Source organism: Ruegeria arenilitoris (assembly GCF_013031355.1).
In the GTDB taxonomy this organism is placed as follows: domain Bacteria; phylum Pseudomonadota; class Alphaproteobacteria; order Rhodobacterales; family Rhodobacteraceae; genus Ruegeria; species Ruegeria arenilitoris_C.
The window spans coordinates 332759-358947 of record NZ_WPZO01000005.1 but is presented as its reverse complement, the minus strand read 5'-3'; the positions used below and the strand labels follow the sequence as shown (position 1 = coordinate 358947).

At 58.3% G+C, this 26189-nt stretch carries 24 protein-coding genes and 1 tRNA gene; 7 read left to right on the top strand and 18 right to left on the bottom strand.

What is annotated here, in order from left to right:
- Position 1: 1 nt before the first annotated feature.
- From GOX63_RS14580 to GOX63_RS14555, 6 genes are all read right to left on the bottom strand, one after another.
- Positions 2 to 1132, bottom strand: coding sequence for a murein hydrolase activator EnvC family protein (locus tag GOX63_RS14580; RefSeq protein WP_170546181.1), 1131 nt, complete (start codon positions 1130 to 1132; stop codon positions 2 to 4).
- Positions 1129 to 2646 carry a 2,3-bisphosphoglycerate-independent phosphoglycerate mutase gene (gene gpmI, locus GOX63_RS14575; RefSeq protein WP_170326463.1) on the bottom strand — a complete coding sequence of 506 codons (1518 nt, stop codon included), beginning with the start codon at positions 2644 to 2646 and terminating at the stop codon, positions 1129 to 1131. Before gpmI ends, GOX63_RS14580 begins: the two co-directional genes overlap by 4 nt.
- An 88-nt stretch (positions 2647 to 2734) precedes the next feature.
- Positions 2735 to 4423 (bottom strand): sulfatase-like hydrolase/transferase, encoded by a 1689-nt coding sequence (locus tag GOX63_RS14570; RefSeq protein ID WP_170326464.1) that lies wholly within the window; start codon positions 4421 to 4423, stop codon positions 2735 to 2737.
- Between the two features lie 64 nt (positions 4424 to 4487).
- Complete coding sequence (gene nqrM, locus GOX63_RS14565) at positions 4488 to 4730, bottom strand: (Na+)-NQR maturation NqrM (RefSeq protein WP_170326465.1); 243 nt, start codon at positions 4728 to 4730, stop codon at positions 4488 to 4490.
- Positions 4731 to 4745: 15 nt separating this feature from the next.
- Positions 4746 to 5771 carry an FAD:protein FMN transferase gene (locus GOX63_RS14560; RefSeq protein ID WP_170326466.1) on the bottom strand — a complete coding sequence of 342 codons (1026 nt, stop codon included), beginning with the start codon at positions 5769 to 5771 and terminating at the stop codon, positions 4746 to 4748.
- Positions 5772 to 5836: 65 nt separating this feature from the next.
- A complete protein-coding gene (locus tag GOX63_RS14555; protein ID WP_170401628.1) occupies positions 5837 to 6022 on the bottom strand; it encodes a hypothetical protein in 186 nt (61 codons plus the stop codon).
- Between the two features lie 124 nt (positions 6023 to 6146).
- On the opposite strand from GOX63_RS14555, the gene GOX63_RS14550 reads away from it, so the two are divergent.
- From GOX63_RS14550 to tviB, 3 genes are all read left to right on the top strand, one after another.
- The gene (locus tag GOX63_RS14550) at positions 6147 to 6671 is read left to right on the top strand and encodes a CBS domain-containing protein (protein ID WP_170326468.1); all 525 of its coding nucleotides are present in this window, start codon (positions 6147 to 6149) and stop codon (positions 6669 to 6671) included.
- An 84-nt stretch (positions 6672 to 6755) separates the two neighbouring features.
- The gene (locus tag GOX63_RS14545; RefSeq protein WP_170326469.1) at positions 6756 to 7769 is read left to right on the top strand and encodes a GDP-mannose 4,6-dehydratase; all 1014 of its coding nucleotides are present in this window, start codon (positions 6756 to 6758) and stop codon (positions 7767 to 7769) included.
- Between the two features lie 14 nt (positions 7770 to 7783).
- The gene (tviB, locus tag GOX63_RS14540) at positions 7784 to 9067 is read left to right on the top strand and encodes a Vi polysaccharide biosynthesis UDP-N-acetylglucosamine C-6 dehydrogenase TviB (protein WP_170326470.1); all 1284 of its coding nucleotides are present in this window, start codon (positions 7784 to 7786) and stop codon (positions 9065 to 9067) included.
- Positions 9068 to 9102: 35 nt separating this feature from the next.
- Here the strand turns inward: tviB and nqrF are convergent, their stop codons facing one another.
- Genes nqrF through GOX63_RS14510 form a run of 6 tightly spaced genes read right to left on the bottom strand, consistent with a single transcriptional unit; the run spans position 9103 to position 14963 of the window.
- Entirely contained in the window at positions 9103 to 10326 is a 1224-nt protein-coding gene (nqrF, locus tag GOX63_RS14535; RefSeq protein WP_170326471.1) for an NADH:ubiquinone reductase (Na(+)-transporting) subunit F, read from the bottom strand.
- Between the two features lie 10 nt (positions 10327 to 10336).
- The gene (gene nqrE / locus GOX63_RS14530; RefSeq protein ID WP_039526851.1) at positions 10337 to 10945 is read right to left on the bottom strand and encodes an NADH:ubiquinone reductase (Na(+)-transporting) subunit E; all 609 of its coding nucleotides are present in this window, start codon (positions 10943 to 10945) and stop codon (positions 10337 to 10339) included.
- On the bottom strand, positions 10945 to 11598 hold the full coding sequence (locus GOX63_RS14525; protein WP_170326472.1) for an NADH:ubiquinone reductase (Na(+)-transporting) subunit D: 654 nt from the start codon (positions 11596 to 11598) through the stop codon (positions 10945 to 10947). The genes nqrE and GOX63_RS14525 overlap by 1 nt, the downstream gene beginning before the upstream one ends.
- The gene (locus GOX63_RS14520; RefSeq protein ID WP_170326473.1) at positions 11598 to 12413 is read right to left on the bottom strand and encodes a Na(+)-translocating NADH-quinone reductase subunit C; all 816 of its coding nucleotides are present in this window, start codon (positions 12411 to 12413) and stop codon (positions 11598 to 11600) included. Before GOX63_RS14520 ends, GOX63_RS14525 begins: the two co-directional genes overlap by 1 nt.
- Positions 12406 to 13614 carry an NADH:ubiquinone reductase (Na(+)-transporting) subunit B gene (locus GOX63_RS14515; protein WP_170326474.1) on the bottom strand — a complete coding sequence of 403 codons (1209 nt, stop codon included), beginning with the start codon at positions 13612 to 13614 and terminating at the stop codon, positions 12406 to 12408. Before GOX63_RS14515 ends, GOX63_RS14520 begins: the two co-directional genes overlap by 8 nt.
- Before the next feature lie 5 nt (positions 13615 to 13619).
- Positions 13620 to 14963: a Na(+)-translocating NADH-quinone reductase subunit A gene (locus GOX63_RS14510; protein WP_170546178.1), complete on the bottom strand. Its 1344-nt coding sequence runs from the start codon at positions 14961 to 14963 to the stop codon at positions 13620 to 13622.
- Positions 14964 to 15251: 288 nt separating this feature from the next.
- Between GOX63_RS14510 and GOX63_RS14505 the strand changes: the two genes are divergently transcribed.
- The 3 genes from GOX63_RS14505 to GOX63_RS14495 all read left to right on the top strand — a co-directional run bounded on the left by GOX63_RS14505 (position 15252) and on the right by GOX63_RS14495 (position 19964).
- Positions 15252 to 16367: a THUMP domain-containing class I SAM-dependent RNA methyltransferase gene (locus GOX63_RS14505; RefSeq protein ID WP_170326476.1), complete on the top strand. Its 1116-nt coding sequence runs from the start codon at positions 15252 to 15254 to the stop codon at positions 16365 to 16367.
- A 99-nt stretch (positions 16368 to 16466) separates the two neighbouring features.
- Positions 16467 to 16543: transfer RNA gene (locus tag GOX63_RS14500), tRNA-Pro, on the top strand.
- 895 nt (positions 16544 to 17438) lie between these two features.
- Positions 17439 to 19964: a cation:proton antiporter gene (locus GOX63_RS14495; RefSeq protein ID WP_170546175.1), complete on the top strand. Its 2526-nt coding sequence runs from the start codon at positions 17439 to 17441 to the stop codon at positions 19962 to 19964.
- 498 nt (positions 19965 to 20462) lie between these two features.
- Here GOX63_RS14495 and GOX63_RS14490 read toward each other — a convergent pair whose 3' ends face one another.
- The 6 genes from GOX63_RS14490 to GOX63_RS14465 all read right to left on the bottom strand — a co-directional run bounded on the left by GOX63_RS14490 (position 20463) and on the right by GOX63_RS14465 (position 25303).
- Complete coding sequence (locus GOX63_RS14490) at positions 20463 to 21608, bottom strand: ABC transporter permease (RefSeq protein WP_170546172.1); 1146 nt, start codon at positions 21606 to 21608, stop codon at positions 20463 to 20465.
- A complete protein-coding gene (locus GOX63_RS14485) occupies positions 21605 to 22531 on the bottom strand; it encodes an ABC transporter ATP-binding protein (RefSeq protein ID WP_170546169.1) in 927 nt (308 codons plus the stop codon). Before GOX63_RS14485 ends, GOX63_RS14490 begins: the two co-directional genes overlap by 4 nt.
- On the bottom strand, positions 22528 to 23487 hold the full coding sequence (locus GOX63_RS14480; protein WP_254435962.1) for an HlyD family secretion protein: 960 nt from the start codon (positions 23485 to 23487) through the stop codon (positions 22528 to 22530). Before GOX63_RS14480 ends, GOX63_RS14485 begins: the two co-directional genes overlap by 4 nt.
- Before the next feature lie 112 nt (positions 23488 to 23599).
- Entirely contained in the window at positions 23600 to 24490 is an 891-nt protein-coding gene (locus tag GOX63_RS14475) for a haloalkane dehalogenase (protein WP_170546167.1), read from the bottom strand.
- Positions 24487 to 24912: a GFA family protein gene (locus GOX63_RS14470; protein ID WP_170326481.1), complete on the bottom strand. Its 426-nt coding sequence runs from the start codon at positions 24910 to 24912 to the stop codon at positions 24487 to 24489. The genes GOX63_RS14475 and GOX63_RS14470 overlap by 4 nt, the downstream gene beginning before the upstream one ends.
- A 13-nt stretch (positions 24913 to 24925) precedes the next feature.
- Entirely contained in the window at positions 24926 to 25303 is a 378-nt protein-coding gene (locus GOX63_RS14465) for a hypothetical protein (protein WP_170326482.1), read from the bottom strand.
- 119 nt (positions 25304 to 25422) lie between these two features.
- Here GOX63_RS14465 and GOX63_RS14460 point away from each other — a divergent pair, with 119 nt between their 5' ends.
- Positions 25423 to 26016 (top strand): TetR/AcrR family transcriptional regulator, encoded by a 594-nt coding sequence (locus GOX63_RS14460; RefSeq protein WP_170326483.1) that lies wholly within the window; start codon positions 25423 to 25425, stop codon positions 26014 to 26016.
- Positions 26017 to 26189: the final 173 nt, after the last annotated feature.

Sequence of the window (26189 nt, the reverse complement as noted above, 5' to 3'; positions counted from 1 at the left end):
TTCATCCATCCTTGCTGGTCCGAAACCACGATTCCGGGTCCACGGGGCTGTTATCCTGTCTTACCTCTATATAGAGCGTTTCTGACCGGTCAGTTCCAGTGCCATCACCGCTTGTTGACAAAATAGCGCCGATTTCGGGTGTTTCACCGGGCATCAGACCCACCGGAGTGCCTTCGGGGATCACTTGCCCGGTGTTGCCGTAAACCTCTTGCAGGCCCGAAAACACGAACAAAAGCCCGGGTTGAGGCTCCAGTATCACCAGATTCCCCAGATCCAGCAGCGGTCCGCGATAGCGAATGGTGGCGGCTGTCGGCGCGGTCACAATCGCGCGCGGACGCGTGCCCAGAACCACGCCGGGGCGTTTGACACCGGCAGCATCCGTTTCCCCCGCGCGATGCAGAAGGACACCCTGCGCGGGCAATGCGATCTTACCTTTGCGGTCAGAGATATCGGCACTGGTTTCAGCGATTTCACCTTCGGAAATTTCGGACAGGCCGCTGGCAAACCCTTCCAAAGTCTCCGTGGAGGAAATCAGGATCGCTGTGCGCACCGGATCCTCGACAAAACGGCTGGGTAGATCGGTGCGGTCGGCGATGGCGGTGCTCAGCTGCGTGCGAGCGGTCTGGACGCCGGACAGCCCTTCGGTCAGCGTTTCTGCCGCGCTTTGCTGCAATTGACGCAAGGTCTGCACTTCTTGCAGATCATGTGCCAAAGCCTGCGCGCGGGCGTTGAGGCCCGGCGTGACCTCGGACAGCATCATCCCTGCCCGGGCCGACCCCAGCGGCCCCGACGGGTGCAGCATCAGAACTGGCGGTGCGGTCGTTTCAATGGTCTGCAACACGCCCAGCAACTGCGCGATTTCCTTTTCGCGGGTACGCAGTTCGGCGGTCAATTGCGCCTCGCGCGTGGCGGCGCGGCGCAGACCTTCGCGCATGGCAGTCAGACCGGCCTCATAGGCCTGAATGGTTTCGGTCAGGGCGCGCACACGATCACGGGCACTGTCCGCCTCGGTCAGGGCGACCGAGGCGTCCTCGAGCATTTGCGCCGCATTCAGCGCAGCTGTGGACGGGTCGGTCTGTGCATGGACCGGAGCCGCAAACAGCAGCGCCAGAACAAGCGCGCGCATGGTCATGACAGCAGGCTCTTCCCGGTCATTTCCGGCGGTTGCTCCAGCCCCATCAGTTGCAACAGGGTCGGCGCCAGATCGGACAGGCGCCCGTTTCGCAGCGTGGCGCCCCCGGGGCCGCCCACCAGTGCCACAGGCACCGGGTTCAGCGTATGCGCCGTGTGCGGCCCGCCGCTTTCCGGATTAACCATCATCTCACAGTTGCCGTGGTCAGCGGTCACGATCATCGCGCCGCCTGCCTTTTCCAACGCGGCAACAACTTGCGCCAGCCCTTGGTCCACGGCCTCACAGGCCTTGATTGCCGCCTGCAGGTCTCCGGTGTGGCCGACCATGTCAGGGTTGGCATAGTTCGTGACGATCAAGTCATAGCCTGCTTCGATCGCCTCGACGAATTTCGCAGTCACCTCGGCCGAGGACATCTCGGGCTGCAGGTCATAGGTCGCCACTTTGGGCGATTTCGGCATGTAACGGTCTTCGCCCACCTCGGGCGTTTCCTTGCCGCCGTTGAGGAAGAAGGTGACATGCGGGTATTTCTCGGTCTCGGCCAGGCGGAACTGACGCAAACCCTGTTTGGCGACCCACTCACCCAGCGTATTCACGATATCGCGCTTGGGAAATACGGTGGTCATATAGGCGTTGTGGCCGTCCGAATATTCGACCATTCCCAACAGAGCAGACAGTTGCGGGCGTGGGCCGGTGTCGAAATCGGAGAAATCCGGCTCGCCAATGGCACGCAGAATCTCGCGGGCGCGGTCGGCGCGGAAGTTGAGGCAGAAGACCCCGTCCCCGTCTTTCACGCCATCAAATCCGTCCAGAACCGTGGGCACGATGAACTCATCGGTTTCCGATTGGTTGTAGGCGTGGTCCACGGCGAAATGGGCATCGGTTTCATGACGGCCTGCGCCTTTGATCATTGCCTCGTAGGCCTCGCTGACGCGTTCCCAGCGGTTGTCGCGGTCCATCGCGAAATAGCGCCCGCTGACGGTGACAACGCGAGCGTTCTTGGGCAGGCGGTCTTCCAGCTCGGCGATATAGGTGAAGGCAGATTTCGGCGCCACGTCGCGGCCATCGGTGATTGCGTGCAGCGCGACGGGCACGCTCGCGTCGGTGATCGCTTTGGCCGCGGCAATGATATGGTTCAGGTGGCCATGCACCCCGCCATCCGACACCAGCCCCATCAAATGCGCGGTGCCGCCTGTAGCCTTTACCTTGGCAATGAAATCCTGCAGCGCCTCGTTGTCGAAGAACGAGCCATCCTCGATCGCCAGGTCAATCTGCCCCAGATCCATGGCGACAACACGGCCTGCACCGATATTGGTGTGGCCAACCTCGGAATTGCCCATCTGACCGCTGGGCAGGCCCACGTCCGGCCCGTGAGTGATAAGCGTCGCGTGCGGACCATTGGCCATGATCGCGTCAAAGGTTGGTGTGTTGGCCAGATAAGGCGCGTTGGCCTCTGTATCCTCGGACAGGCCCCAACCATCAAGAATGCACAGGACAACGGGTTTGGGGGCGGTCATATCGGCTCTCCGGATTACTGCTCTTGGTCGGTCTTGTATCGCCTGACCCGCGTAGGGTGAACCGCCTTTTGGCGGTGTCCGGACAGATTTAATGCCCGGAGGGTTTGTCCTTGCCGATATATTCAGCAAAAGGCCGGGCTTTGCGCCCGCGATATTTGACGGTCAGGTCCAGCGGGGCCTCGTTTTCGTCATAGACCCCTAAGACAACCCCCCTGCCCCGGCTTTTTGTGCGCATCTCGATCAGTTGCGCTTCGGACCGTGTGGTGCGCTGCGACGGCCGACGGGTCCAGGCAAAAAGGTGGTCATACATCTCAGCGATGACCTCGGTATGGTCGGCACTGTCGCCCAGATCGATCAGTTCATCCGGATCGTTTTCCAGGTCGAACAGGATGGGCCTGTGGCCACCTTCGCAATGGATCAGTTTCCATTTCTTGTTGGCGACCATGAACATCACCGCATCCCGGACCGAGGCATTCAGCATGTCGGCGATGGGTGAGGCGGAGTAATCGTATTCGCAGATCACCGCATCGCGCGGCGTTTCATCTTGTCGCCCACGCAGGATTGGAAGCAGAGAATGCCCTTCGAGGATATGTGAGGCGACCTCTCCCTCCGACACATCCACAAATGTTGGGGCGAGGTCGATGGACTCCACCAGTGCATCACTGACCGTGCCGCGCGTCGCGTCGGCCTCGGGCGATGGGTCATAGACGATCAGAGGCACTTTGGTCGAAGCATCGTGGAAAAACGTCTTCTCTCCCATCCAATGATCGCCCAGAAAATCGCCGTGATCCGAGGTCAACACGATCAACGTGTCCTCCATCCGGCCGGTTTTCTCCATCCAGTCGAGCAGGCGTCCCATCTGATCGTCGGCCTGTTTGATCAGGCCCATATAGGCGGGGATCACCGCCTCGCGCACGTCCTGGCGCGAGAAGGTCTGGCCGATTTTCGTATCCATAAACGCGCGCAGAACCGGGTGGGCGTTCTCACGCTCGGCTTCGGACCGGACCACTGGCAGAACATGCTCGGGGCCATACATCGAGGCATAGGGTTCAGGTACAATATAAGGCCAGTGTGGCTTGATAAAGCTCAGGTGACAGCACCACGGGGCGTCATGGCTTTCCATGAATTCGATGCCGCGGCCGGTCAGATAAGGCGTTTCACTATCTTCTTCGGCGATATTCGCCGCCTCGCTCGAGTTCTTAAGGAACCAGCCCGACAGAACATTGCCATCCGCATCCAATCCGGAATTGGCAAAGTCGTGCCAGGGGTTGTCACTCTCATAGCCTTTGTCGGAGAGGTACTTGTTGTATTTCCTCGCCCCGTTCGGGTCATAGAACCCGTCGGGGCCTTCGGGGCGCATCCCATCGTCGCGTTCGAAGACGTCGAACCCGCATTCCGCCACGCGGGCGCCGATCAGGCTGTCGGGCTCCAGTCCCAGCCGTGCCATGCCTTCGGCATCTGCTTTCATATGGGTTTTGCCAACCAGCCAGCAATCCATACCCGCCTTGCGCAGATGGTCGCCCATCGTGATCTCACCGACCTTCAGCGGGATACCGTTCCACGAGGCCCCATGCGAATGCACATAGCGCCCGGTATAAGTGGACATGCGTGAGCTGCCGCAGATGGGCGATTGGATATAGGCGCGGTCGAACCGCACGCCCCGCGCGGCCAGACGGTCAATATTGGGGGTATGCAGATGCGGGTGGCCGTAGCAACTCAGGTAATCCCAGCGCAGCTGGTCGAACATGATGAACAGGATGTTTTTGGCTTTGGCCACCACTCTACCTCCCCGATGGTCAGGGACCTAGTTAGCCAATTCCCGGCCCGGGGCGAAGTGCAAATTACGCTTCGGCCTGACGTTCCATCTGCTCCTGCATCTTTCTGGCGCGTTTGCATTGGAGCTTGTCGCGCAGCGGCGAGTTCGGATCGACGTCTTTCTGGCAAACCACACATTTATCTGCGCCCGAGATTGCATTCAGACCACCGCAGCTGCCCTTGATGGTCTTGCCCATCAGCATCACGCCCAGTGACATGCCCACCACAACGAGGGTTAGCAGAATGAAGGCCAGAATAAAGGTGCTCATCGTGGGTCCTACCGGTTAGTTGGTGCCAAGCGCGTCTTTGAACGCGGTGCTGTGTACGGTGATATAGGCTTCTTCGCCACCTGTCACATCCCGCGAGATGAAATACACGGCAAGTTCATGCTTTTCGGCCAGCTCAAGGCCTTTTTCCTGCCCCAGCGCCAGCATCGCCGTGGCCCAGGCATCCGCCATCATCGCGTTTTCGGCCAGAACGGTGACCGATGTGGTCCTGTGTGTGATCGGACGACCCGTCGTCGGATCGATGATATGCGAATAGCGCACGCCATCCTGTTCGAAGAAATTCTTGTAATCGCCCGAGCTGGCCATGCCCAGATCGCCCACCGATACGATCAGCTGCGGTGTCTGCGCTCCGGCCTGCGGTTTTTCGATGCCGATCCTCCAGGTTTCGCCCTTGTCGTTCTGGCCCTTGGTGACCAGATCGCCGCCGATTTCAACCAGATAATCCTCGATCCCCGCTTCGCGCAGGGTTTCGGCCACGGCGTCGATGCCATAGCCCTTGGCAATCGCAGACAGGTTAATGCCGACGCCGGGTTCGGATTTTGCCAGCGTGCCGGCCTCGGTATCCAGGGTCAGCAACCGGTTTTGGCCAACGCCGCTCAGCGCGGCCTCAATCTCGGCATCCGAGGGCACCGGATCTTCCGGTGTACGCGGGCCAAAGCCCCACAATTCGATCAGCGGGCCAAGGGTGACGTCGAAAATGCCGCCGGTTTTGTCGTGTACCTCATTCGCGGCCGTCATCACTTGCGCGAACTCGGCGGATACGGGCGTCGGATCGGTGCTGGTTGCGGCGGAAAAGGTCGAGACCTCGGAATTTGGGTCCCAGTTCGACATCTTGGCGTTGACCTCGGCCAGGGTTTCTTGAACCGCAGCGGCCAGAGTGTCCTCGTCCAGATCCTCGCCAATGGCGGTGATGTTGAACGTTGTGCCCATTGTCTCACCCGACAGGCGGACCACTTCGGGCTCCTTGTCGAACAGGCAGCCGGTCAGAAGTGTGGCAAAGGCCAGTACAGGCACAAGACGCATGGGGTGGTCTCCGAAAATTCAGTGCCCGGCATATGCCAGCCCCCCATGCCGGAGTCAAACCGGCGTCACAGCTTCAGCGGCAAAAAGCCCAGAACCAAAAGGCCGATCCCCGCAGGCACCCCGAACAGCCAGGCCCGTTTCTGCCATCCCGGCGCCTGCTGTTTCCACGCCATGCGGAAATTATGGCCGCAGACGACCACCGCAAAGAAAATCAACGCGGCCACGGGTGGGGTAAGATACAGCTCGTTCAAGGGCTTAAGGTTCCTCCGCTGGCGGGAGTTTCCGCCGATCAGTGCAAATGCACCCTATACAGGTCGTTTAGCTGCGCTAAGGTGAAAGGGAAAGACTTTGCAATAACCATGAAGGAGATTGCCCATGGCCCCAACCTCTTACCAATCGCCATCGCGTGGCGACAAGGCTGACAAGACCACGTACAGCCAATCGACCGAGTCGAACCTGTCGCACTCGCAGACAACCGTGGCCAAGTTGCTTGAAGGTAAAGGGGATGCGGTGTTTTCGGTGCGTCCGAACGAGACGATCCATTCCGTGGTCAACACACTCAAGGAAAAGCGGATCGGTGCGGTGCTGGTGACCGACCAGAACGGCGCCTTGTTGGGTATCCTGTCCGAGCGCGACATCGTGCGGCGTATGGCGGACACGCCCGGCCAGACCCTGCCACAGGCGGTCGAAGACCTGATGACGCACGAGGTCAAGACCTGCACGCCGGATGATTATCTGCACGACGTTCTGAAATCCATGACCGAAGGCCGGTTTCGCCACATGCCGGTACTGCGCGACGGGAACCTGTGCGGCGTCATCACCATCGGCGACGTTGTGCATTTCCGCCTGAAAGAGCTGGAATACGAAGCGCTTCGGATGAAGCAGATGATCGTCGGCTAAGCGATTTCGCCCAGAAACCCCTTGACCTTGCCCCGGTGACAGTATCCCTGATGCGTCAAAGATTGCGTTAAGGTCGAGGGTTGCATGAAACGGGTTCTGATCACGGGCACGGCGGGATTTATCGGGTTCCATCTGGCAAAACTGCTACTGTCCGAAGGGTTCCGCGTGCATGGGTATGACGGGATGACGGATTACTACGACGTCACCCTGAAACAGCGCCGCCACCAGATGTTGTTGCAGTCGCCGGGATTTTCCGCGACCGAGGATTTGCTGGAAAACCACGAACGCCTGATGCAGGTCGCCGATGAGTTCCAGCCCGAGGTGATCGTTCACCTCGCTGCGCAGGCCGGTGTGCGCTACAGCCTCGAAGACCCTCGCAGCTATGTCAGCTCGAATGTAGTCGGCACTTTCAACGTGATGGAGGTCGCCCGGCAGCACGAGGTCGCGCATCTTTTGATGGCGTCGACCTCCTCGGTTTATGGCGCCAACGAGGTCATGCCATTTACCGAGGTGGAAAAGGCCGACACCCCCCTGACCATCTACGCCGCGACCAAAAAGGCGAATGAGGCGATGGGCCATTCCTACGCCCATTTGTGGAACCTGCCGACCACGATGTTCAGGTTCTTCACCGTCTACGGCACCTGGGGGCGGCCCGATCTGGCACTCTACAAATTCGTGGATGCGATCCTGGATGGCCGGCCCATCGACATCTATAACCACGGCGACATGTATCGCGACTTTACCTACGTAGAAGACCTCGTGCGCGGGATCAGGCTGTTGATCGATGTCCCACCCGAGCGCCCGGCCAGCGCCGAGGAGATTGAGGAAGGCGACAGCCTTTCCCACGCGGCACCGTGGCGAGTGGTCAATATCGGCAACGGCGACAAGGTCCGGTTGATGGACTTTGTCGAAGCCATCGAAGAGGCGCTGGGGAAAAAGGCCATCCGCAACTACATGCCGATGCAAATGGGCGACGTGCCTGCGACATGGGCCGATAACGACTTGCTGCAACGGCTGACCGGCTATCGGCCGCAGACGGATTTCAAAGACGGGATCGCGCGTTTTGTCGAATGGTTCCGTGACTACCACCAAAAGTGACCCGAGGGGCCGTGATGCTTGAAACCAACCCGAATTCCCGTCGGATCGCTGTTATTGGCCTTGGGTACGTTGGCCTGCCGCTGGCCGTGGCCTTTGGCAAGATCGGCCCGGTTGTGGGCTATGATATCAACCCGGACAGGATCGAAGCCCTGCGCGCGGGGCTTGATGCAACGCAAGAGGTTGAGCCGGAAGACCTGGCCGCCGCCTCTGGCTTGGTTTTCACGACCGACATGTCCGATCTGGACGCGTGCGACACCTATATCGTTACGGTCCCTACCCCGATCACCAATGGCAAGCAGCCCGATCTGTCCCCCCTGCTTGCGGCGTCTGAAATGGTTGGAGGGCTGCTGAACCCCGGTGATCTGGTGATCTATGAATCCACCGTCTACCCCGGCGCGACCGAGGAAGACTGCGTGCCGGTTCTGGAACGCACATCTGGCCTGACCTTCAACCGTGATTTTTTTGCCGGGTACAGCCCCGAGCGGATCAATCCCGGTGACAAGACGCACCGGATTTCGGATATCTGTAAAGTGACGTCCGGCTCGACCCCCGAAGTGGCCGATCTGGTGGATGCGCTCTATGCCCGGATCATCGCGGCGGGCACTCACAAGGCCGAAAGCATTCGCGTGGCCGAGGCTGCGAAGGTAATCGAAAACACGCAGCGCGACCTGAACATCGCGCTGGTTAACGAACTAGCGATGATCTTTGGCCGTATGGATATCGACACGGATGCCGTTTTGCGGGCGGCTGGCACCAAATGGAACTTTCTGCCGTTCCGGCCCGGTCTGGTTGGCGGGCACTGCATCGGCGTCGATCCCTATTACCTGACCCACAAGGCCGAGGCTGTTGGTCATCACCCCCAGATCATTCTTGCGGGACGGCGGTTGAATGACAGCATGGGCGGCTATGTGGTCTCGCAACTGGTCAAGCGGATGATGCGCGACGGGATCAATGTGGGCGCGGCGCGGGTTTTGGTGATGGGCCTGACCTTCAAGGAAAACTGCCCCGACCTGCGCAACACGCGCGTCGTCGATATCATCGAAGAGCTTCAGGATTACGGCGTCACTGTGGACGTCTATGACCCCCATGCCGATCCACGTGCCGCTGAGGCCGAGTATGGGATCTCACTGATCGAACACCCTCAGAATGCCACCTATGACGCCGTGGTGCTGGCGGTGGCACATCGGGAGTTTCTGGACCTCGATCCTGCGCAAGTACGCGGCTATGGCAAGGACCAGAGCGTCGTCTTCGACGTCAAATCCTGCTTGCCCAAAGAGGCCAGCGACTTGCGCCTGTAAAAAAACCGGCGCTGGATGCGCCGGTTTTTCGTTTCTTACCCACCGAAATCGTCGAGCATGATGTCTTCGCGGTCCACACCCAGATCCAGTAGCATGTTGATGACCGACTGGTTCATGATTGGCGGGCCACACATGTAGAACTCGCAATCCTCGGGCGCGGGGTGGTTCTTGAGGTATTCTTCGAACAGGACGTTGTGGATGAAGCCGGTGTAGCCTTTCCAATTGTCCTCTGGCTGCGCGTCCGACAGAGCCACGTGCCATTCGAAATTGTCGAATTCTTTGGCCAGAGAGTCGAAATCCTCGACAAAGAACATCTCTTTCTTCGACCGTGCACCGTACCAGAAGCTGATCTTTCGGTTGCGGTTCTCAAGGCGCTTGAGCTGGTCAAAGATGTGGCTGCGCATCGGCGCCATACCGGCACCACCGCCGATGAAGACCATCTCTTTTTCAGTCTCGCGGGCGAAGAATTCACCAAACGGGCCTGAGATCGTAACCTTGTCGCCCGGCTTCAGGTTGAAGATGTACGACGACATCTGACCCGGAGGAATACCCTCGGAGCCCGGAGGCGGCGAGGCGACCCGGACGTTCAGCATGATCATGCCCTTTTCATCCGGGTAGTTGGCCATCGAATAGGCGCGCTCGATCGGTTCGTTCACAACCGATTCATACTGCCACAGATTGAAGCGATCCCAATCTTCGCGGTACTCCTCCTGCACGTCGAAATCGGTGTATTTCAGCGCGTGTGCTGGGGCTTCGATCTGGATGTAGCCACCGGCGCGGAAGTTCACATCCTCACCTTCCGGCAGGTCCAGCGTCAGCGCTTTGATGAAGGTCGCCACGTTGTCGTTCGAGCGAACGGTACATTCCCATTTCTTGACGCCGAAGACCTCTTCGGGAACCTCGATGTCCATGTCCTGCTTGACCGCAACCTGACAGGACAGACGGTCACCGCAGGAGGCTTCGCGTTTGGTGATGTGGCTTTCCTCGGTCGGCAGGATCGAGCCGCCACCGGAATGTACCTTCACCCGGCACTGCGCGCAGGTGCCGCCACCGCCACAGGCGGAGGGGACGAACAACTTCTCGGCTGCCAGCGTTTGCAGCAACTTGCCGCCCGCGGGCACCGAAATGGTTTTCTCACCGTTGATGGTGATGTTGACGTTGCCGGTCGAGACCAGACGCGAGCGTGCGGCCATGATGATGGCGACCAGCGCCAGAACGATCAGCGTGAAAAGGATTACGCCAAGGCTAAAAGTTTCCATTGCGCCCTCCTTACAGTTTCACGCCCGAGAAGGACATGAAGGCCATCGCCATCAGACCTGCGGTGATGAAGGTGATGCCCAGACCTTGCAGTCCGTCGGGAATGTCCGAGTATTTCAGCTTTTCACGTACACCGGCCATCGCGGTGATCGCCAGCGCCCAGCCAAAGCCGGAGGACAGACCATAGGTAGTGGCCTCGGCAAAGTTGTAGTCGCGCTCCACCATGAACAGCGAGCCGCCCAGGATCGCACAGTTCACCGTGATCAGCGGCAGGAAGATCCCCAGCGCGTTGTAGAGCGGCGGGAAATACTTGTCCAAAACCATCTCGAGGATCTGAACCATCGCCGCGATCACGCCGATATACGAGATCAGGCCAAGGAAGGTCAGGTCCACATCCGGGAACCCGGCCCAGGCCAGTGCGCCCGGCTTCAGCAGATAGTTCAGCAGCAGGTTGTTGGCAGGCACAGTGATCGCCTGAACGACCATGACCGAGATGCCCAGACCCAGCGCGGTCGAAATCTTCTTGGACACGGCGATGAAGGTACACATCCCGAGGAAGAAGCTGAGCGCAAGGTTTTCGACAAAGATGGCCTTTACGGCCAGTGAGATCAGACCTTCCATCAGTGGGCCTCTACCTGCTGAATTTTGTATTCACGCTCTTCCACCTGGTTCGGCTTCCATGTGCGGAAGGCCCAGATGATCAGACCGATGATGAAGAACGCCGACGGCGGCAGCAGCAACATGCCGTTGGGCACATACCAGCCACCGTTGTTGATGGTCTCCAGAATGGTGACACCGAACAGCGACCCGGCGCCGAACAGTTCGCGGATAAAACCAACCAGCATCAGGATCAGGCCATAGCCCATGCCGTTGCCCACGCCGTCGATGAACGACGCCATCGGCGGGTTCTTCATCGCAAACGCTTCGGCGCGGCCCATCACGATACAGTTGGTGATGATCAGACCAACGAAAACAGACAGGGTTTTCGAAATCTCGAAGGCATAGGCCTTGAGAACCTGATCAACCAGGATCACCAGCGAGGCGATAATCACCATCTGCACGATGATCCGGATCGAGCCCGGGATTTGGTTGCGCAGGATCGAGATGAACATCGACGAGAAAGCGGTCACGAAGGTCACCGCCAGCGCCATCACAAAGGCCACCTGCAGCGACGAGGTCACCGCCAGTGCGGAACAGATACCCAGAACCTGCAGCGTGATCGGGTTGTTGTCGACAAGCGGGTCGACCAGCATCTCTTTCTTGGTCTGAGACATTAGAACTCTCCTGCTTGCAGTTTGGCCAGGAACGGAGCGTAGCCCGCGTCACCCATCCAGAATCTTACCAGGTTATCGACACCCACTGACGTCAACGTGGCACCGGCCAGCGCATCGACATAGAAATCAGGACCTGCGGCGGGTTGCGATTTTGCGACGGTGATCTGCAGTTCGCCCGCGTCGTCGCGCAGCTTTTTGCCGCTCCACAGCGCTTTCCAGCGCGGGTTGTCCACCTCGGCACCGAGGCCCGGGGTCTCACCATGCTGATAGAACTGCAGGCCGTAAATATCGTTGCCGTTGTTCTCCAGCGCGATGAAGCCGTAGAGCGTGGACCATAGCCCATAGCCGTGCAGCGGCAGGATCACCTTGTCCAGATCGCCTGCATCGTCACGCAGCAGATAGATCACGCGGTACTTTGCCTTGCGGCCGATCCCTGCCGGGTCGTTGTCCAGCGCGACGCTCAACTCGGGGTCGCTGGCGGCGGCAATATCGTCGAAGGTGGCCGGGTCGAACTGATCATCGACGAACTCGCCTGTGGCCAGTTCCAGCACATGTGGCTCGAACGCGGCGAAGGCTTCGGAGACATCGATGCCGGGCTCATAAACTCCCGCCACCTGCAGAACGTTCACCTGTTTGTCCTTCAGCGCGTTTGCTTCTTGCACCGGGCGCAGGCTGACTGCAGCGGCGGACACGACCATCGAGGCCACAAGGCAGACAGCCACGGCGATGAAGATCGTCTTGCCAACCGAATCCGGCGAAGCCGCCAGAAACTTGGCAATCGCGCCTTTTGGTTCTTGGGATTGCGTATCAGACATGGCGACGCGCCCTCCGTTTGATGTTGGCTTGAACGACGAAATAGTCGATCAGCGGTGCAAAGACGTTGCCGAACAGGATGGCCAGCATCATGCCTTCGGGGAAAGCCGGGTTGAGGACGCGGATCAGCACAACCATGACACCGATCAGCGCACCATAGATGTAGCGGCCCAGATTGGTGTGGCTTGCGGATACCGGTTCGGTGACCATGAAGGCCAGACCAAACGCATACCCGCCCAGCACGACATGCCAATACCACGGCATCGCGAACATCGGGTTGGTGTTGGACCCGATCAGATTCAGCAGCCATGTGAACACGATCGTCCCGGCCAGACAGCCCACAATCAGGCGGTAATTGGCAATTTTTGTCACCAGCAAGAAGATCAGACCGATGATACAGGCCAGCGTCGAGGTTTCGCCAAAGCTGCCCTGAATGGTGCCGTAGAAGGCGCTCCACCAGGTGATGCCCTCGGCGGCCAGCGCCTGCATCCCGTCAGCCGCAGAAACGGCCAGCGCCGTTGCGCCCGAGAAACCGTCAACCGGGGTCCAGACTGCATCACCTGACATCTGCGCCGGATAGGCGAAGTACAAGAACGCACGGCCGACCAATGCAGGGTTGAGGAAGTTCTTGCCGGTGCCGCCAAACACCTCCTTGCCGATCACAACGCCAAAGATGATGCCCAATGCCACCTGCCATAGCGGCGTGGTAGCCGGCATGATCAGCGTGTAAAGCATTGAGGTAACAAGGAAACCTTCGTTTACCTCGTGCCCGCGTACGGTGGCGAAGATGACCTCGAAAATACCACCTGCGACTAGCGTCACGATATAGATCGGCAGGAAGTAGAGCAGCCCGTGCATGACATTGGCAAAGATGCTGGACGGGTCCAGCGAAATGCCGAACATCTGCAGCAGCGCGATCCGCCAGCCAGTGGCCGACTCCGGCCCCAGCGTGGCAATGGCCGAGTTCGCCTGATAGCCGGTGTTCCACATCCCCCACAGGATACACGGGATCGTCGCGATCACGACGTAGGTCATGATCCGCTTCATATCCACATAGGACCGCGCATGGGGGGCAACGGTGGTTACGGTTTTCGGAGTGTAGATGAAGCTTTCGACCATCTCGTAGATGGGGAAAAGCTTTTCGTACTTGCCGCCCTTGGTAAAGTTCGGCTCAATCCGGTCAAAGAAGCTGCGCAAACCCATTCGGATCAGCCCTCCTTTTCAATTTTGGTCAGGCAGTCGCGCAGCGCCAGCCCGTATTCATATTTTGCCGGACAGGCAAAGCCGACAAGGCCCAGATCCTCTTCGTCCAGCTCCAGCGCGCCCAGTGCCTGAGCGGTATCGGTGTCCATCACCAGCAGCGCCCGCAGCAGCTGTGTCGGCAGATAGTCCTGCGGCATCAGCTCTTCGAACGTCCCCGTCGGCACCATCGCGCGGCGGCCGCCGTTTAGGTTGCTGGTCAGGTTGTAGAGCTTGCGTGCAAAGGCCGAGCCCAGAACCGGCTGGATCGCGAATTTCGACGGCATAGGAAGAATCCAGCCCATAGTGTGCTGGTCGTGGTCTTCACGAATGATCGAAATCTGACGAGCGAAGCGCCCCAGATAGGCGGTCGGCCCGTCGGACTGCATCCCGGACAGGATCGAACCCGAAATGATCCGGGCGATACCGTCCACATCGACCTCATCACGGGTCAGATCATCGGTCGAGGCGCCCATGACGGTACGGATCAAACGCGGTTGCCGCGCACCGGGGCCGCTGAGCGCAATCACGACGTTGGGGTCCAGGTGCCCGGTTTGGAACAACCGGCCAATCGCGATCACGTCCTGGTAGCCGATGGTCCAGACCTGCTTGTCTCCTGCCAGCGGCTCGAGGAAATGAATATGCGTGCCTGCCAGACCTGCAGGGTGCGGGCCGGAGAAGGCCGCGGCCTCAACGCCAGTCACATCTGCGCCTGGAATGGAATCACCGTCCTTTTGGCACAGATAGGTTTTGCCCTCGGTCAGCTTGGTGAGCACGCTCAGACCCGCGGCAAAAGCTTCACCAGCGTCGGCGATGATCACCGCCGCATCGGCTGCCAGCGGCTCACTGTCCATCGCGGTAACGAAAATCGCTGCCGGTTTGCTGCCCGGCACCGGCATCTTCGAATAAGGCCGCGTGCGGAAGGCCGTCCACAGACCCGCTGCGCACAGCTTTTCGGTCACACCTTCGGCGCTGTCCGCGTTGCCGATGCCCGAGAAGTCGATACCGCTGTCGTTGGGGTCCGAAACCTCGATCACGACGCTCTGCAATACACGCCGGGCACCACGGTTGATGGCTACGACTTTACCGCCAAGCGGGGCGACCATCATCGCCTCGGGTGCGTCTTTGTGACAGAACAGCGGTGTACCGCGCTGGACCTCGTCACCTTCCTGAACCAGCATACGCGGCTTCAGTCCAAGGTAGTCGCCCCCCAACACCCCGACGGTGTTAAATTCTGGTCCCGGATGGATGGTTTGTTCCGGCGCGCCCTGCACCGGCAACTCCAACCCTTTTTTCAGTTTGAAAGTTTGCATGTCGCTACTGTCTTCCAAGCCTCTTTACCTGCGCCAGCCTTGCCGACACCTTTTCAGGGTCAGACAATAACGCGGGATTTCTAAACAGTCGTCGCAAAAGCGTCGAAATGCGTCCGAATTCCGCGGGCGTAATTCTGATTGGGGGTCCTTTACGCGGGGATGATGCTAAAAGCAAACCTGTTACCGCCAAAACTGCACTTTGAATGGCACTTTCCTGTGAAGACTTACGTTTTGTCGCAGCTCAATTTGCGTGTCGCACCCGGAATGCTTCCAGTGTAAGCACATCCAATGGAACAGACGAGCGATCTTGAGATTTTTCTGGTGGCCACCCCGGGGCTTGAGGCGCCTTTGCACGCCGAAGCCGTCGAAAAGGGATTCGCGGCTGCCAATATCGTGCCCGGCGGTGTCAGTTGCCGAGGAGGTTGGCCCGAGGTCTGGCGCGCGAACCTGTGCCTGCGCGGGGCCAACAAGGTTCTGGTCCGTTTGGGCAGCTTTCCTGCGGTCCACCTGGCGCAGCTCGACAAGCGGGCCCGCAAGTTTCCGTGGTCAGATGTGCTGCGCCCCGATATTCCGGTCAAGGTCGAGGCCACCAGTCGCAAGTCGCGTATCTATCACGCGGGCGCAGCCCGTCAGAGGATCGAGCAGGCGATCACGGGCACGTTGGGCGCTCCGATTTCCTCGGGCGCGGGTCTGCGGGTTTTGCTGCGCATCGAAAAGGACATCTGTACCTTGTCCGTCGATACTTCGGGCGAACCGCTGCACAAGCGCGGCCATAAGCCAGCCGTTGCCAAGGCGCCGATGCGCGAAACGATGGCGGCGATGTTCCTGCGGGAATGCGGCTTCGACGGGTCGGAACCCATTTTGGACCCGATGTGTGGTTCGGGTACATTCGTCATCGAAGCGGCCGAGATCGCTTTGGGGCTGAACCCCGGCCGGTCCCGCCATTTTGCCTTCGAAGACCTGCAGGGGTTCGATTCGGAAATCTGGGCTTCGATGCAACAGAACGATCCGCGGTTAGAAACAGACATTGTGTTTTACGGCTCCGACCGAAACACCGGCGCTGTCGACGCGGCCACCACCAATGCCGACCGTGCCGGAGTTGCCGTGCACACCCGGTTTCAGTGTAAGTCGGTCAGTGACATCAAACCTCCGGCGGGTCCCGCAGGCTTGGTCATCGTGAACCCGCCCTATGGCGCCAGGATCGGAGACGAAAAGCGTCTGCGCTCTCTGTACGGCAGCCTGGGAAAAGTTCTGATGTCACGGTTCAGCGGCTGGCGTGCAGGTATCGTGACCAGCAACCAGTCGCTTGCCCGCGCGACCCGCCTGCCATTGCTGGCCCCGGGCCCCGTCGTGGATCATGGTGGCACGAAAATCCGGCTCTACCGAACCGATCCCCTGCCCTGATGGGAATTCAGCGTCAATCGTCCCCCGGGAATTCCTGCAAAGGACTTAAGAATCCCTCTTGCACATCCAAATCCCCGGGTATAGATCACCCGCCACGGTCGGAGTGTAGCTCAGCCTGGTAGAGCACTGTCTTCGGGAGGCAGGGGTCGGAGGTTCGAATCCTCTCACTCCGACCAAAAAACAAGGCTGTCAAATGCAGAGATATTCTGCCTTTTGACCAGTTAACTTACCTTTCCGCCAACAAAAGTTACTTCTCGCAGTCCGAATTACTGCTACTTCAAACGGGCCTTTTGAAGTAATCGGTCCTTACCGGATGAGGTGGATAGTTCCTTCTTCGTCGGCATCGAACGCGCCAAGGTGCAGTTGTTATCGACTGCAAAGAGAGGAGCCATCCAATTACGACAAAGAAATGTAGGTCTGGATCTGGCCAAGCACGTTTTTCAGGTACACTGCGTTTTAGCCACCGAGCGTCGGATCCTTAATAAGGAAATCAAGCGCGCCAAGTCACTCGCATTTATTAGAGACGGTCCCACGCTGGGTGGCTGGCATTGGGGGTTTGCGGCTCAGCCCATCATTGGGGTCGTAAATTGCGAACGCACGGCCACGATGTTTAGCATCTTAAATCCGACGGCGCGCAGTTGCGCGCACTATGCAAAGCCCGGCTTCCGGCGCAGATCACATTTCTGTCGTTGGCTGTCAAATACACAACCCAAGTCAAGCTTACATCCAGAAACACGAAAACCCACGCTTATGCGTGGGCCTCGGAAAGAGGGCAATACAAGCTTGCGTCTCATGATCCATGTGGAGTGAGGCAGATTAAAAATCAAGTGTGGGGACACCCAAGCGATACCAATCTGGCGAGGTCGACATACCGGGACGGATAATGCCGTTGAGGACGGCCCAAACCTGCCGTTCACTCGCCGCGCTGGTGTCGCACTGCGGCCCGCCGTTCCTAAAATTCGCTGAAACTGCGCGATCTGGACGGGTGAAAGTCTGCACATTGATCCCACAGGGTCGGTCGAGAGTGAAGGGTGGATTCCATTGCTTCGAGTTCTCAGGTAATACGTACTGATGGATATTGTCGTCATTACGACCATCATCACTTCTCTTTTTGTTGTAATCGGCGTGGCGGAGCCACTGGCTGCTCGATTGCGCTTGCCTTTCAGCGTAATTCTCGCCGTCCTGGGGATAGTAATCGGGCTTGGCGCGACATTCTTTCTCAACACAGACCTGACGGACGTGCTTAACCCGGGGGCGCAGGCGATAATTGATCTGCCGATCCGGTCCAACGTATTCCTCTATGTTTTCCTGCCAACGTTGCTCTTTCAGGCGACACTCGGCATGAACCTGCGCAGGATGCTGGACGACTGGATGCCTATCCTGATGATGGCCGTTGTGGCAGTGATTGTGGCAACACTTTCCATTGGCTATGCTCTCAGTTGGGCAAGTACGCTACCGCTGGCCGCCTGCCTGTTGATCGGTGCTATTGTGTCGACAACTGATCCCTCGGCGGTTGTCAGCATATTTCGATCAATCTCTGCTCCGCGCAGGTTGTCACGAATTATTGAGGGCGAAAGCCTTCTTAACGATGCTGCTGCGATTGCTCTTTTCGGGCTATTCATCAGCTTTGTCATGCTCGGAAGACCCGATCCCTTACTAAGTGAGGCCGTGGGGCAATTTCCGCTGTTGATCGTAGGTGGAGTACTCACCGGTTGGCTCATGGCGCGCATGGCGGTTTGGCTGATGGCTTTTGTAGACCGCTGGGAAATGGCGCAGATTTCAATTTCCGTTGCGCTACCCTATCTCGCCTATATCGTTGCAGAACAAAGCATCGGTGCTTCTGGTGTCATCGCGGTTGTGGCAGCAGGCCTTACTCTCAACCTTACGGGCCCCGGTCGATTGTCCCCGGTCGCTTGGACAAACCTGCAAGAAGTATGGGATCTTCTGGCTCATTGGGCAGGAGCGCTGATCTTTATTCTTGCAGCGTTGCTTATACCAAGATTGTTAGAAGGTGCGCAGCCGTCTGACTTTGGCCTGTTGGCTGTGGTGGTTCTTGCCGCAACACTCGCGCGGGCGGCGGTTCTGTTCGGGTTGTTGCCATTGCTCACGACAATTGGGCTGTCGCCAGCTGTTGAACGCCCGTATCGCACAGCGATGCTGTGGGGTGGGCTGCGGGGTGCAGTGACCTTGGCGCTGGCGCTGGCCGTCACAGAAAGCACGCATATCCCGCTCGAGACCAAGCGTTTGGTCGGCATCCTGGCCACAGGCTTTACGCTGTTTACACTGATTGTTCAGGGAACAACCTTGCGCTCGGTGATCACAAAACTGGGGCTCGACAAGCTCTCTCCGCTTGATGCGGCACTGTCACGCCAAGTGGTCGCAGTCGCCTTGCAATCGGTTCGCGAGGACGTGTCCCGCACCGCAGAAAACTACGATTTGACCCACGATATCGTCAGAAACGAAGCCAAACAATTTAGCGAACGCCTCGACGAGGCCGTGAAGGCCGCCGAAGACAGCGCGCAGATCCTTGATCGTGACCGGATCACGCTGGGCCTTATTGCACTGGCCGGTGCAGAGCGGGATTCCGTGTTGGCCCGAATGCGAGAACGCACCATGTCATCGGTTCTGAGTGAGAAGATTCTGTCTGATGCTGATCGGCTCATTGAAGGCGCACGAACCGGAGGTCGGATTGGCTATCAGCGTGCGGCAAATCGGTCTGTCGTTTATGGTAAGTCTTTCCGGATCGCTGTGTTTCTGCACAACCGGCTTCGAATCTCGTTTCCACTCACGCGTATCACAACGGATCGGTTTGAAAGACTGCTCATGCAACGTCTGATCCTGCGGGATCTCGACGGGTTTGTCCGTGGCCGCATACGCCGGATCCACGGCAGAAGGGTTGCGGAATTGCTTGATGATCTGTTGGCGCGCCGATCCGAGGCGGTTGAGACAGCGCTTGACGGATTGCGGCTACAGTATCCCGGCTACGCCGAAAAGCTTGAGCGGCGGTTCATCCGACGGACGGCGCTGCGACTGGAAGAGCGTGAATACGCGGTCATGCACGAAGACGGCCTAGTGGGCGAAGAGCTCTTTTCGGTACTGATGCAGGAAGTGGCGGCCCGACGTGCCTTGTCTGAAGGGCGTCCGGTACTGGATATAGCCCTCAAAGGACGAGATCTGGTCCGGCAGTTCCCGCTGTTCTCTGACCTCGACAAAGCTTCGCTAAGGAAACTCAGCAGAGCGCTGCGTACCCGTTATGCCAATGCAGGTGAAACCATCATTACTCAAGATGAATTCGCCCGGAGCGTATTTTTCATTGCTTCCGGGGCAGTCGAGGTGGAGCTCGGCAGACATACTACGCGGTTAGGCCGTGGTGAAATGTTTGGGCAATTGGCCATGCTATTGAAACGGCCCCGTCGCGTAAATGTTCGGGCGTTGGCACCTTCGACATTGCTTGAGCTCGACGAGGCGCGATTCCGGCGACTACTCCGACGAAGCGAAGCCATGCGGAATTCTGTCAAGATCAGCGCAAAAAACCGCATGATAGACCCTGCGGTGCTAGACTTGGATCAGCGTGCAGGACCTTCTGAACAAGGTTAATTGTCTTGAAAGACCATCAACTGGAAAGGAGCCGTGAAAACAACGGTGTTGTCTCATGGGCACCGGTCGGGTTCTGTTTTGTCAAACGTCTACTCCTATCAGAGGTTTGTTCACTCGAAAAACCGTCACTACTCTCAACATCCCGGACAATCGCCCCAGTTTCCTAACTCCAAATTTAAGAGCATCAGTCACGAAGTGCGACTGTATGAGGAGAATGGGTACGCGATCTTTGAAAGATCGGCCCTTAGCTGCCGTTGATCGGTGGGTTTCGTCGCTGCGGCGCGGCCCGATAAAGGAGACATTCGATATACGAGCGAAGCGGGGCGACGAACGGAGCCCGAAGAGTGGAATTTGCGGCCATATGCATTTGGGGTCCGGAGGACAGCAGTCAGCCCAAAGCAGACATGGTCTGCGCCGCTGCAAGAGCAGAAGCTCCAGGAAGGCTGGGCGGGGAGAGGTCATTCGCTGGGCTGATCACAAAGGGCAGCTATGGGCCATTCAACCCAACCGTTTCTTGAACCTCAGAGTTGCCGCCAACAACCCGAATACCGCAAAGCCAATCATCCAGAGGATTTCCCATCGCAACTCATAGAGCGAAGCATCACGCAGCACCACGCCCCGGATCATATCCATAAAATGGGTCGCCGGCAGGATCTGAGCGATGATCTGGACCGGTTGCGGCATGCCGTCAAAGGGAAACATGAAGCCGGACATTAGGATCGATGGCAGCAGGACAAAGATAGTCATCTGCATCGACTGAAGTTGGTTCTGGGCGAGTGTCGAGATCACGAGCCCAAGCGACAGGCTGGCAATGATGAACAGCAACGTCACCACCAACAAAACGCCCAGCCCGCCATTGATCGGGACATCGAACAGGACGTGCCCAAGGCCAAGGATAATTGCGACCTGTATCAGGCCCAGAAAGATGTAGGGGATGATCTTGCCAACCATGAGCTCGATCGACCGGATTGGCGTGTTGATCAGCATCTCCATATTGCCCCGCTCGCGTTCGCGGACGATGGCGGCCGAGGTGAACAGGATCATCGTCATAGTCAGAATGACCCCGACAAGGCCCGGCACGATATTCACCGCAGATCGCTGTTCAGGGTTGAAATAGAGCGTGACTTCGAACGTGGGCACTTGCCGGTTTGGAGGCTGTTTCAACAATTCGGTCAAGGGCATCGTTCGCAGAGATTTGATCGCGCTGGCGACCATCGTGTCTGAACCATCGACGATCCAATGGGCAACAGGTCGGCTGCTGGTCTGATCCGTTGCGTTGGGCAGACCCAGCCCTACGGACGGGCTGCGAGCAAGGCGTTGGCTGACGTCCTGAGGGATGATCAGCGCGGCACGCACGCGGGATTCGGTGATTGCGCGCTCGGCCTCTTGCGGGGTGGTCAGCTCTTCGGTGATGGTAACAACCTGCGTGGCCTGAACGATCTGCGCCAGCGTACGCGACAGTTCGGTTCTGGACTGATCCACCAGCGCGACGGGCACGTGTCGCAGGTTTGTGTTGATCGCGTAGCCAAACAGCAGCAGCTGGATCAGCGGGATCATGATGACCATGGCAAAGGTCATCCTGTCCCGCCGCAGTTGGAGCAGTTCTTTCTTCAGGACAGCAGCGGTGCGGCGCACAGAGATCACTGTTCCGGTCCCCGCGTTGCACTAACAAACACATCTTCCAGATTTGGGCGTTGTGGTGTCAGAGACAGGTCCGGAAATGCGTTCAGATAGGTTCGTAGCATGTCAACTGGTTGAGGTTCAGACTTGTCCACCAGCACGCGCAGGCGTGACCCAACTTGTGCAGTCGACAGGATTTCGGGTTTGCCATCCAGCGCGTGTTTGACCTTTCTCAGATCCGGCCCTTCAACTTCGACAACATCGGCCTGCAAATCATCCATCAACTGGCGCGGAGACCCGTCTGCCTTTTTTACACCGTGCTGGAGGATGGCCAACCGATGACAGCGCTCTGCCTCGTCCATGAAATGGGTCGATACGATCATCGTCGCACCTTGATCTACCAGATCAAACAGCTGCTCCCAAAACGTTCGACGGGTTTCAGGATCAACAGCTGATGTTGGCTCGTCCAGAAACAGCAGTTTAGGGCGATGCATGACCGTTGCCGCGAGGGCGAGTTTCTGTCGTTGTCCGCCGCTCATGCTGCCACTGAGCTGATGTGCGTTGGTCGTCAGGTCGTAGGTATGCAGCAGCTCGTCGATCCGGCCTGCGGCCGATTTCGCTGGAATGCCATAGATTTCCGCCGCGAACCGGAGGTTTTCCAGCACTGTCAGGTCACGGTAATACGAGAAGATTTGAGTCATATACCCGATCTCGTTTTTAAGCGGCTCTGCCGCCTCGGGCATCGACCGACCCAAAACCGAGATCGCCCCACTGCTGGGGGTCAGCAAGCCGGTCAGCATGCGCATCGTCGTGGTCTTGCCGCAGCCATTGGGGCCGAGAAACCCGTAAATCTGGCCGGTTCTGATCTCAAGGTCCAGATTGTTGACTGCGGTGTTTTCCCCAAACCGGCGGGTCAGACCCTGCGTCGAGACGACGACATCGCTCATGGCATGGGGACCTGCACTGGCACACCGGCGGGCAGGTCCGGTGTTGCAGTGGGCAGGTCAATCTCAGCCAGATAGACAAGCCGGGTGCGGTCATCCTGGTTCAACCCGTAATAGGGCGTGAAGGACGCGTCGTCGCTGATCCAGCGGATCACGCCGTCCAACGGATCGGCCAGCCCGTCAACGTGCACGTCCAGCGTATCGCCAGGTCTTAGATTGACGCGATGCGGCTCGGGAACGTAGACGCGCGCATAGGGGGTTTGGCCCGTAACCATCACGGCCACCGGGCTACCGGATGTTACTCGTTCGCCCAAATTCCACGGCAGGGAATCCAGCACGCCGTCTCGGGTGGCCGTTACCGTCAAGTCGTCCAGAACGGTTTGCTCGGCGGCAACCAACGCTTCGGCGGCCCGTACGTTGGCTTCGGCAACCGCCAGGTCTTCGGGTCTGGTGCCGTTCTGCAACTCCTTCAGAGATTCCTGAGCGCTGGCCAGTTCAGCCCGTGCGGAATCGCGCAGGGCCAGATCATTTGCCACTTGCGCTTCAGTCACAACCGAGTTCTCGACCAGTCTGGCGTTTCGGTCATAGATCGCCTCTGCATCTGCAAGGCGGGCAACAGCGCCCGCAACCTTGGCCTCGGCTATCGCAATTTCCTCCTCTCGCGGCCCCACCTGCAGTTTCAGAAGCGTGGCCTGCGCCTTTTCCAGTTCAGCCTGCGCCAGTGCCAGCTTTGCCCTTTGCAATGTAGGATCAAGCTGGACCAACGTGTCGCCTGCCTTGACCACGGCTCCCTCGGCAACCGGTAGATCGACGACGATTTCATTGGCTGTCGCGGTCAAGGCCACCCGGTCGCGCGCCAATACGCCCAAGGCCACGCTGGTGTCGGATCCAGAGCACCGGTCCAGAAAAGCGGGCAGTACAGCCGCCAGTATCAAAGGTATGGGGATCGTCAAATTCAACAGGGCCTCCCTCCTGTGATTGGCCTTTGAACGCGTTGGACAATAGTCAAAGCATACAATCAGGAAATCTGATTTATGTATACGGTCAGCCGCCACTCAAAGCAGCACGGGTTCACTTGGGCAGTCGCGCGAGCCACTTCTCCAGCTTTTCCCCGATCAGATGGGGGTTATCTTCCTGAAGGAAATGAATGCCCTTTCCAATATCCACCACTTCGAGATTCTGGATGGTTTGGCGACACCATTCGACCTCTTTTGACCCGATGGTGCCTCCGGGTACGGCGTGGAACATCAGCATCGGGGTTCGGGTTTCACCCAGCCAGCGACTATAGGCAGTGACAATGTCGTGCACATCCGTGGGCGTACCATCGATCGGAATTTCACAAGGCCACACTCGAACCGGCTTGCGGCTGCGCGCGGTGGGAAAAGGCGCGCGATAGTGCTCCATTTCTTGCGGTGTCAGATCACGCACGATGGCGCTTGGCAGGATTTTCTCGACGAACATGTTCAGCCCCGAGATCATCATCCAACCCAGACCTGGCGTCCGCATCATCCGAAACCCCGCGCGGAAGTCTGGCGGGAATCCGGCCCAGGTCATCGGGCGGATGACACCCTCCATGAAGACGATGCCACGTATGTTCTCGGGATGTCGGTGCGCATAGTAGAACCCCAATGCCGAGCCCCAGTCGTGAATGACGAGCGTCACATTCTTCAGTCCCAGCGCTTTGATGAAACCGTCCACGAAAGGGACGTGATCGACAAAGCGGTAGGGAATATCCGGCTTGCCCGACTTGCCCATGCCGATCAGGTCCATCGCGATGGCGCGGCCCTGACGAGCAGCATAGGGGATGATGTTGCGCCACAAGTAGGACGAGGTCGGATTGCCGTGAAGAAACAGAACCGGCGCGCCTTCGCCTTCGTCGACATAGTGGATGCGCTGGCCGTTCACCTCGACATATTTCGAGTCAAACGGGAAATCGGGTGAAATCACCTGATCGGTATTCATTGAGCGGGCCTTTCTTCAGTGCAGGTTTCTTCGATCAAACCCAGCGCCGTATCATACCATGCGGGTCTGGATGCCCAGCCGGCAATCGCGGCAACGGGGCTCGATGGCGGGCGGGACAGGCTGCCGACGGGAACGACCAGAAACTTGCCGTTCTGCGTCTCAAAGGGCAACGTCGTACCGCAGACACGGCAAAACACCCGGCGGACTTGGGAATTGGGCACATCAAAGGATGTCAGCATGTCCTTACCTTGCAGCCATTTGATCTGGTCGGGTGTTGTGAAGGCATTCGCAACATGGGCTGACCCCGAGGCCTTCTGACAAAGGCTGCAATAGCACAGTTTGAAGGCGGCCATGTTGTCCTGAACGCGATAGCGCACCGCGCCGCAGATGCATTGGCCGTTAATGTCATTTGTCAGGTCCATCGGAGGGCCCACATCAGCCGCGATAGGCAAAGTACGCACGGACCGAGGCGGTAAAGGTCAAGCCCATGCTGAGGATCGCGATGATAAAGCCGATGACCGCCGTCGCTGGGATCGAGACCAGAAAATCAACGATAATCGCTGCGCGGATACCGATCATACTGCGCTGGAGGATAGATGCGACGATGAAGGCAAAAGTCACCATGTACCCCAGCATCGTATAAAGCATCAGGTTGGCGGCTTGCGGGCCGACCAACTCTCCGACCTGCAGTCCGTAGAATTTGAACGCGGTGAAAAAACCAAAGGCCAGCGGGATTTTCAGCGCGTTCAGAATGAAGATCATGCGTAGAGTGACGGGCTTCGAGGCCCCGGATGTTGGGTCGATGGCGGTCATGTCAGGTCTCCGTTTCAGTTGGGGGTCACACGGGATTTGCTGCCGAGCACCCGCAATGCTATCCATGTGGATAGGAACTTATTACTATCCACATGGATAGAAAAGGCAAGGAGAAATCTGTGGCGCGAAAACGCAAGACGGATCACGATAGTGCGGTGGCGGGTGCCCTCGACCTGTTTTGGCGGCGGGGGTACCACGGTGCGAGCACCCGGGAACTGGAGCAGGAGACAGGGCTGACGCGGTTCACGCTGCAGACCACCTATGGTGGAAAAGAAAAGTTTTTCCTAAAGACCCTGGATACTTATCTGGACAATGCCGAGACCCGGCACTTTCCTGACCCGGATACCTATTCGCTGGATGATCTGGCGAATTGGATCAGAGGCATCGCCTCAGATGAACGGATGCCGAAGATCGAAGACGCCGGTTGCCTCGCCTTCAACTCGATCAGTTCATTTGACCGTTCTGACCCTGAGGTGAACGCCAGAATCGAAAGATACCTGACCACTTTGGAAGGGCGATTTGTGGCAATCCTCAACCGCGCCAGATCACAGGGCGCGGTGCACGCCGAAGTAGATCCAGTAAGTGGAGCAAAGCTGCTGATCGGACTATTGCTGGGGCTTCACACGATCATGAAAGCCCGGACATCAGACCAGTTTCCTTTGCGCTATGCCGAAGCGGCGGCTGGGTTGATTGAAGGATGGAAAAATCGGTAGGTGATAAAATATGCGGGCGTGACTGGAACTTTCAAAACGTTTGATTGAAATAAAGCCCTATATGCCCTTCAGGTGATTGCTATCCAAATTTCAGGCTGGTTGTTTCGATGTGGGTCGAAGTGTTGAGCACTTCGGCCTCGCGGCCTGCTATATAGGCGGATCGCGGAGCAGTT

Bases quoted from the DNA above. Each gene is read 5' to 3' on its own strand.
- gpmI (WP_170326463.1), bottom strand. From the start codon at position 2,646: ATGACCGCCCCCAAACCCGTTGTCCTGTGCATTCTTGATGGTTGGGGC.
- GOX63_RS14505 (WP_170326476.1), top strand. From the start codon at position 15,252: ATGGAACAGACGAGCGATCTTGAGATTTTTCTGGTGGCCACCCCGGGG.
- GOX63_RS14470 (WP_170326481.1), bottom strand. From the start codon at position 24,912: ATGGACCTGACAAATGACATTAACGGCCAATGCATCTGCGGCGCGGTG.
- GOX63_RS14465 (WP_170326482.1), bottom strand. From the start codon at position 25,303: ATGACCGCCATCGACCCAACATCCGGGGCCTCGAAGCCCGTCACTCTA.
- GOX63_RS14510 (WP_170546178.1), bottom strand. From the start codon at position 14,963: ATGCAAACTTTCAAACTGAAAAAAGGGTTGGAGTTGCCGGTGCAGGGC.
- GOX63_RS14475 (WP_170546167.1), bottom strand. From the start codon at position 24,490: ATGAATACCGATCAGGTGATTTCACCCGATTTCCCGTTTGACTCGAAA.
- GOX63_RS14515 (WP_170326474.1), bottom strand. From the start codon at position 13,614: ATGGGTTTGCGCAGCTTCTTTGACCGGATTGAGCCGAACTTTACCAAG.
- nqrM (WP_170326465.1), bottom strand. From the start codon at position 4,730: ATGAGCACCTTTATTCTGGCCTTCATTCTGCTAACCCTCGTTGTGGTG.
- GOX63_RS14495 (WP_170546175.1), top strand. From the start codon at position 17,439: ATGGATATTGTCGTCATTACGACCATCATCACTTCTCTTTTTGTTGTA.
- tviB (WP_170326470.1), top strand. From the start codon at position 7,784: ATGCTTGAAACCAACCCGAATTCCCGTCGGATCGCTGTTATTGGCCTT.
- GOX63_RS14485 (WP_170546169.1), bottom strand. From the start codon at position 22,531: ATGAGCGATGTCGTCGTCTCGACGCAGGGTCTGACCCGCCGGTTTGGG.
- GOX63_RS14520 (WP_170326473.1), bottom strand. From the start codon at position 12,413: ATGTCTGATACGCAATCCCAAGAACCAAAAGGCGCGATTGCCAAGTTT.
- nqrE (WP_039526851.1), bottom strand. From the start codon at position 10,945: ATGGAAGGTCTGATCTCACTGGCCGTAAAGGCCATCTTTGTCGAAAAC.
- GOX63_RS14550 (WP_170326468.1), top strand. From the start codon at position 6,147: ATGGCCCCAACCTCTTACCAATCGCCATCGCGTGGCGACAAGGCTGAC.
- GOX63_RS14545 (WP_170326469.1), top strand. From the start codon at position 6,756: ATGAAACGGGTTCTGATCACGGGCACGGCGGGATTTATCGGGTTCCAT.
- GOX63_RS14560 (WP_170326466.1), bottom strand. From the start codon at position 5,771: ATGCGTCTTGTGCCTGTACTGGCCTTTGCCACACTTCTGACCGGCTGC.
- nqrF (WP_170326471.1), bottom strand. From the start codon at position 10,326: ATGGAAACTTTTAGCCTTGGCGTAATCCTTTTCACGCTGATCGTTCTG.
- GOX63_RS14580 (WP_170546181.1), bottom strand. From the start codon at position 1,132: ATGACCATGCGCGCGCTTGTTCTGGCGCTGCTGTTTGCGGCTCCGGTC.
- GOX63_RS14525 (WP_170326472.1), bottom strand. From the start codon at position 11,598: ATGTCTCAGACCAAGAAAGAGATGCTGGTCGACCCGCTTGTCGACAAC.